Genomic DNA, 4,363 nt, shown 5'->3' with positions numbered 1-4,363 from the left:
GGGCGGCCGTCGAGACGTACGGACGGCTGGACATCGCCGTCGCCGGAGCCGGTGTGCTGCGCCGGGCCGCCCTGGCACAGCTCGACGACGACGCCTGGAACGACATGCTCTCGGTCGACCTGACCGGCGTACTGCGCACCTTCCGCTCCGCCGCCGCCGTGATGTCCGGCCCCGGCTCCATGGTGGCGGTCTCCTCCATCGCCGGCGGGGTCTACGGCTGGGACGACCACGCCCACTACGCCGCCGCCAAGAGCGGGGTACTGGGACTGTGCCGGTCACTCGCAACCGAACTCGCCCCGCGCGGCATCCGGGTCAACACCGTCATCCCCGGACTCATCGAGACCCCCCAGTCGCTCGATGAGACCAACTCCCTGGGCCCGGCGGGGCTGGAGCGGGCCGGCCGGAGCATCCCGGCGGGCCGGGTGGGCCACGCCGACGAGGTGGCCCGTGCGATCCGCTTCCTCACCAGCGACGACGCCGCGTACATCACCGGCCAGGAGCTGATCGTGGACGGTGGCCTCACGGTCCGATGGCCGGAGTGACCGAGCGGAGACAACCTGAGCGGCGAAAGACCGACCGGTAGCACACCGGGCAGCAGTGAACGGAGCGGCAGCGGACAGCGCCGCGGCGAGAAAGGCGAACGGCATGGGAGTCCTCCAACAACAGGTCGCACTGGTGACGGGCGCGGCGAGCGGCATCGGGTCGGCGATCGCCGACGCGTACGCGGCCGAGGGCGCGCGGCTCTTCCTGGCCGACCGCGACGCCGACCGGCTCACCGCCCTGGCCGAGCGCTACACGGCACAGGGCACGGAGGTGGCCACCGCGGTCGTCGATGTGGCCGACGCACAGCAGACCCGCCAGATGGTGGAGAGCTGCGTGTCCACGCTGGGCGTGCCCGACATCCTGGTCAACTCCGCGGGGATCCTGACCGAGGTGCCCCTGGTCGACATGGACGTCGAGACCTGGGACCAGATGATCGCGATCGACCTCCGCAGCGTCTTCCTGTGCTGCCGGTGGACGGTTCCCCACATGGTCGCCCGCGGCAGCGGGCGGGTCATCAACATCGCCAGCCAACTGGGTATCAAGGGCGGCGAGGGACTGGTCCACTACTCGGCCGCCAAGGCCGGCGTCATCGGCCTGACCAAGGCGCTGGCCAGGGAGGTCGGCCCGAGCGGCGTGCTGGTCAACGCGATCGCGCCCGGCCCGGTGTTCACCCCGCTGGTGGACGGCATCAGCGCGGACTGGAAGAAGGCCAAGCAGGCCGAACTGCCCCTCGGCCGGTTCGGGGTCCCGGCGGAGGTCGCCCCCACCGCCGTACTGCTGGCCAGTGATCCGGGCGGCAACCTGTACGTGGGGCAGACTCTCGGCCCCAACAGCGGCGACGTCATGCCGTGAGGCACTGAGAGGAGAGGGAACCACGATGTGCGGAGCCTGCGGCACGGGACGTTCCGTACCCCGCTGGGAGGACATCCTGGCCCCGCCCACCCGGTCGGTGCTCGCCGCCCGGGCGGCGAGCACCGACCGGCTCCTGGACGGCGGGTCCGGACTGCAAGTCCGGTCCTGGCTGTCCGCGGGATACCTGCTCAGCGACCGGGTCGGCCGCACCACGCACGCGGCGGACCTGGACACGCTGTGGCGTGCGGCCGGGCAGCGCGGTGCCCGCCCCAAGGACTGGCGGCCACTGCGGGGTGCGGACACCACCGTGTCCGTCGAGGCACCCGGCGGCTGGGACCTGGCCACGGCCGCCGTCTGGTTCGCCGCCGTGGCCAGGTCCCAGCCGGACACCTCACTGGAGATCACCCTGCCCGACCCCGGCGGAGCGCGCACCCTGCTGGTGACCATCGACTCCGGCGCTGTACGGGCCACCGCCGTGACCGATTCCGGGGACGGCCCGCCGCCCGAGGCGACAGCTGTGGTCAGCGGCGCCGGCGCTTCCATGGCGGCCCGCCACCTGGAGAAGTTCGGCGGACGCCGCCCGCGTCGACGGGCATGAACATGCGGGCCGGACACGTCGGCCGCCGCGCGCCTTTCAGTAGACCCAGAACGGCATCGGGCGAAACCGCCCTGCCTTCTCGTCCACCGCCCGCAACGATCAGGCCATGTACTCCCTTTTGAGGACGACGTCGACCGCGCGGTGCAGCTGATGCGCGGCAAGGCACTGCGCCGCCTGCCGGTCGTCGACAACGGGCAGGCTGCGGGCATTGTCGCCCTGGGCGACCTGGCCGTCGAACGCGATCCCGACCCCGTCCTGGGTGGGGCACATCAGCGTTGCCGACCCCAACGCGTGAGAACGGCAGTCGTGCCGCGGGGCCCTGGCGGACCACCAGTTGCCGGCACCGCTTGCGCCGGCGTACCGAGCGAGCGACGGGGGGATGCACAGCGGGCCACAGGCCGCCTACCTGCGCCGTGTGCACGGACGCGTCATCCGCATTGGCCGGGAAGCCCTGCGGATGCTGCTGGCCCGCCGCGGGGTCACCTTCCAGCGCACCAAGACGTGGAAGGAGCCGCCCGACCCCGACCGCGACACCAAGCCTGACCGGATCGAGGAGGTCCTCGAACGCTTCCCGGACCGGGTCTTCGCCTTCGACGAGTTCGGTCCGTTGGGGATCAGGCCCACCGCAGGCTCCTGCTGGGCGAAGCAGGGCAAGCCCAACCGGCTCCCGGCGACCTACCGCCGCACCCACGGCGTCACCTACTTCCACGACTGCCACTCCGTCGGCGACGATCGCCTGTGGGGCGTCAATCGCCACCGCAAGGGCACCGCCAACACGCTGGCTGCACTGAAGCCGATCCGCGTCGCCCGACCCGACGGCGCCCCGATCTACATCATTTTGGATAACCTCTCCGCCCACACCGGCGCGACGATTCGCCGCTGGGCGAAGGAGAACCAAGTCCAACTGTGCTTCACCCCGACCTACGCCTCCTGGACCAACCCGATCGAGGCACACTTCGGCCCGCTGCGGCAGTTCACCCTCGCCAACTCCCACCATCCCAACCACCCGGTCCAGACCCGGGCCCTGCACCGCTACCTGCGGTGGCGCAACGCCCACTCCCGCCACCCCGACGTACTCGCCGCGCAGCGCAAGGAACGCGCCCGCATCCGCAGCGAGAAAGGCATCCGCTGGGGCGGACGCCCCTTTCAAGTCGCAGCCTGATGGGCTGCCCCCGCGCAGGCAATGCCGTCCGCGCGCCTCTTGGCGACTCGGCACCGCACCAGTGCGTACCGGGATGCCGCCGAACGACGCAGGTGAACGGTCGCGCGGGGCACGCTTTGGAAGAACTTAGGCGCCGCTGTCGATCCAGCCACGTCCCGTTCGACACCCTGATGTAGGACGCATCGCCATACGAGGAGGCGACAGGACCTGATGAGGGAACACATGGTTCAGCTGCTGCGAGTGCAGAACTTCACCATCTCGAGCGACGGCGTCGCCGCCGGCGAGGACCAGAGCCTGGAGCGGCCTTTCGGCCACAACATCGATCCGGGAAGGCTCTTCGCCTGGGCCGGCGCCACGGCGAGCTGGCCCATCCGCACCGAGCCCGGGGGAAGCCGGGGCCTCGACGACTACTTCGCCCGAGACTTCAGCCACAACATCGGCGCCGAGATCATGGGCCGCAACAAGTTCGGACCCCAGCGCGGCCCGTGGCGCGACCACGGGTGGCGCGGCTGGTGGGGAGACGAGCCGCCCTTCCACACGCCGGTGTTCGTCCTGACCCACCACAAGCGTCCATCGTTCACGCTCTCCGACACCACGTTCCATTTCATGGACGGCGACCCCGCCACCGTTCTCGCGCAGGCGCGGGAGGCCGCGCAGGGCAAGGACGTCCGGCTCGGCGGCGGCGTGACCACCATCCGGGAGTTCCTCGACGCCGACCTCGTCGACACCATGCACGTGGCCGTCTCACCGGTGAAGCTCGGGTCCGGGCTACGCCTCTGGGACTCGCCCGAACAGCTTCTGGACCGGTTCCACATGGAGGTCGTGCCCAGCCCGAGCGGCGTGACGCACCACCTTTTCTGGCGCAGATGACAAGAGAGACAACGCAGAAACCTGAGCACGGCCGACTCGAGCGTTTCCGCAGATGAACGGGCGCTGTCACGTTGTTGGGTGTGTGAGTGTCCGAGGGCGCGTCGGGGCGTGGTGGGCTTGCGCTTCGGGCCTGGGGTCAGGCCGTGGTGGGCCGGCCGACAACGCCGGTGATCTGGTCCCAGATCGCGAAGCGGACGGTCATCTCGGCGCGGTATCCGGAGGCGGTCATCAGGTGGCGGTGAGGGCGGAAGTGGGGTGAGATGCCGCTGAACGCGGACAGGAACCGCTGGGCCCCGCCGACGGAGCGGAAGCCTTTCAGGAGCCGTAATTTAACTACT

The 4,363-nt window shown here is 70.5% G+C and carries 4 protein-coding genes and 2 pseudogenes; 5 read left to right on the top strand and 1 reads right to left on the bottom strand.

Going from position 1 to position 4,363, the window contains the following annotated elements:
• From AOK11_RS17525 to AOK11_RS17505, 5 genes and pseudogenes are all read left to right on the top strand, one after another.
• Window positions 1–542, top strand: a 542-nt coding sequence (locus tag AOK11_RS17525) for an SDR family NAD(P)-dependent oxidoreductase (RefSeq protein ID WP_055594654.1), incomplete at its 5' end; no start/stop codon positions are given.
• A 103-nt stretch (window positions 543–645) separates the two neighbouring features.
• The gene (locus tag AOK11_RS17520) at window positions 646–1,395 is read left to right on the top strand and encodes an SDR family NAD(P)-dependent oxidoreductase (protein ID WP_055594653.1); all 750 of its coding nucleotides are present in this window, start codon (window positions 646–648) and stop codon (window positions 1,393–1,395) included.
• Between the two features lie 25 nt (window positions 1,396–1,420).
• A complete protein-coding gene (locus tag AOK11_RS17515) occupies window positions 1,421–1,993 on the top strand; it encodes a hypothetical protein (RefSeq protein ID WP_055594652.1) in 573 nt (190 codons plus the stop codon).
• A 400-nt stretch (window positions 1,994–2,393) separates the two neighbouring features.
• Window positions 2,394–3,155, top strand: a pseudogene (locus tag AOK11_RS17510) (transposase); the annotation flags it as partial.
• Window positions 3,156–3,377: 222 nt separating this feature from the next.
• Window positions 3,378–4,025, top strand: a complete 648-nt coding sequence (locus AOK11_RS17505; RefSeq protein ID WP_055594651.1) for a dihydrofolate reductase family protein — start codon at window positions 3,378–3,380, stop codon at window positions 4,023–4,025.
• A gap of 136 nt (window positions 4,026–4,161) precedes the next feature.
• Here the strand turns inward: AOK11_RS17505 and AOK11_RS17500 are convergent.
• Window positions 4,162–4,363, bottom strand: a pseudogene (locus tag AOK11_RS17500) (IS6 family transposase); the annotation flags it as partial.

The organism is Streptomyces hirsutus, from assembly GCF_001418415.1.
Classification (GTDB): Bacteria; Actinomycetota; Actinomycetes; order Streptomycetales; family Streptomycetaceae; genus Streptomyces; species Streptomyces hirsutus.
Note: the sequence above shows the minus strand (reverse complement) of the source record. Positions and strands in the feature narration are given on the sequence as shown.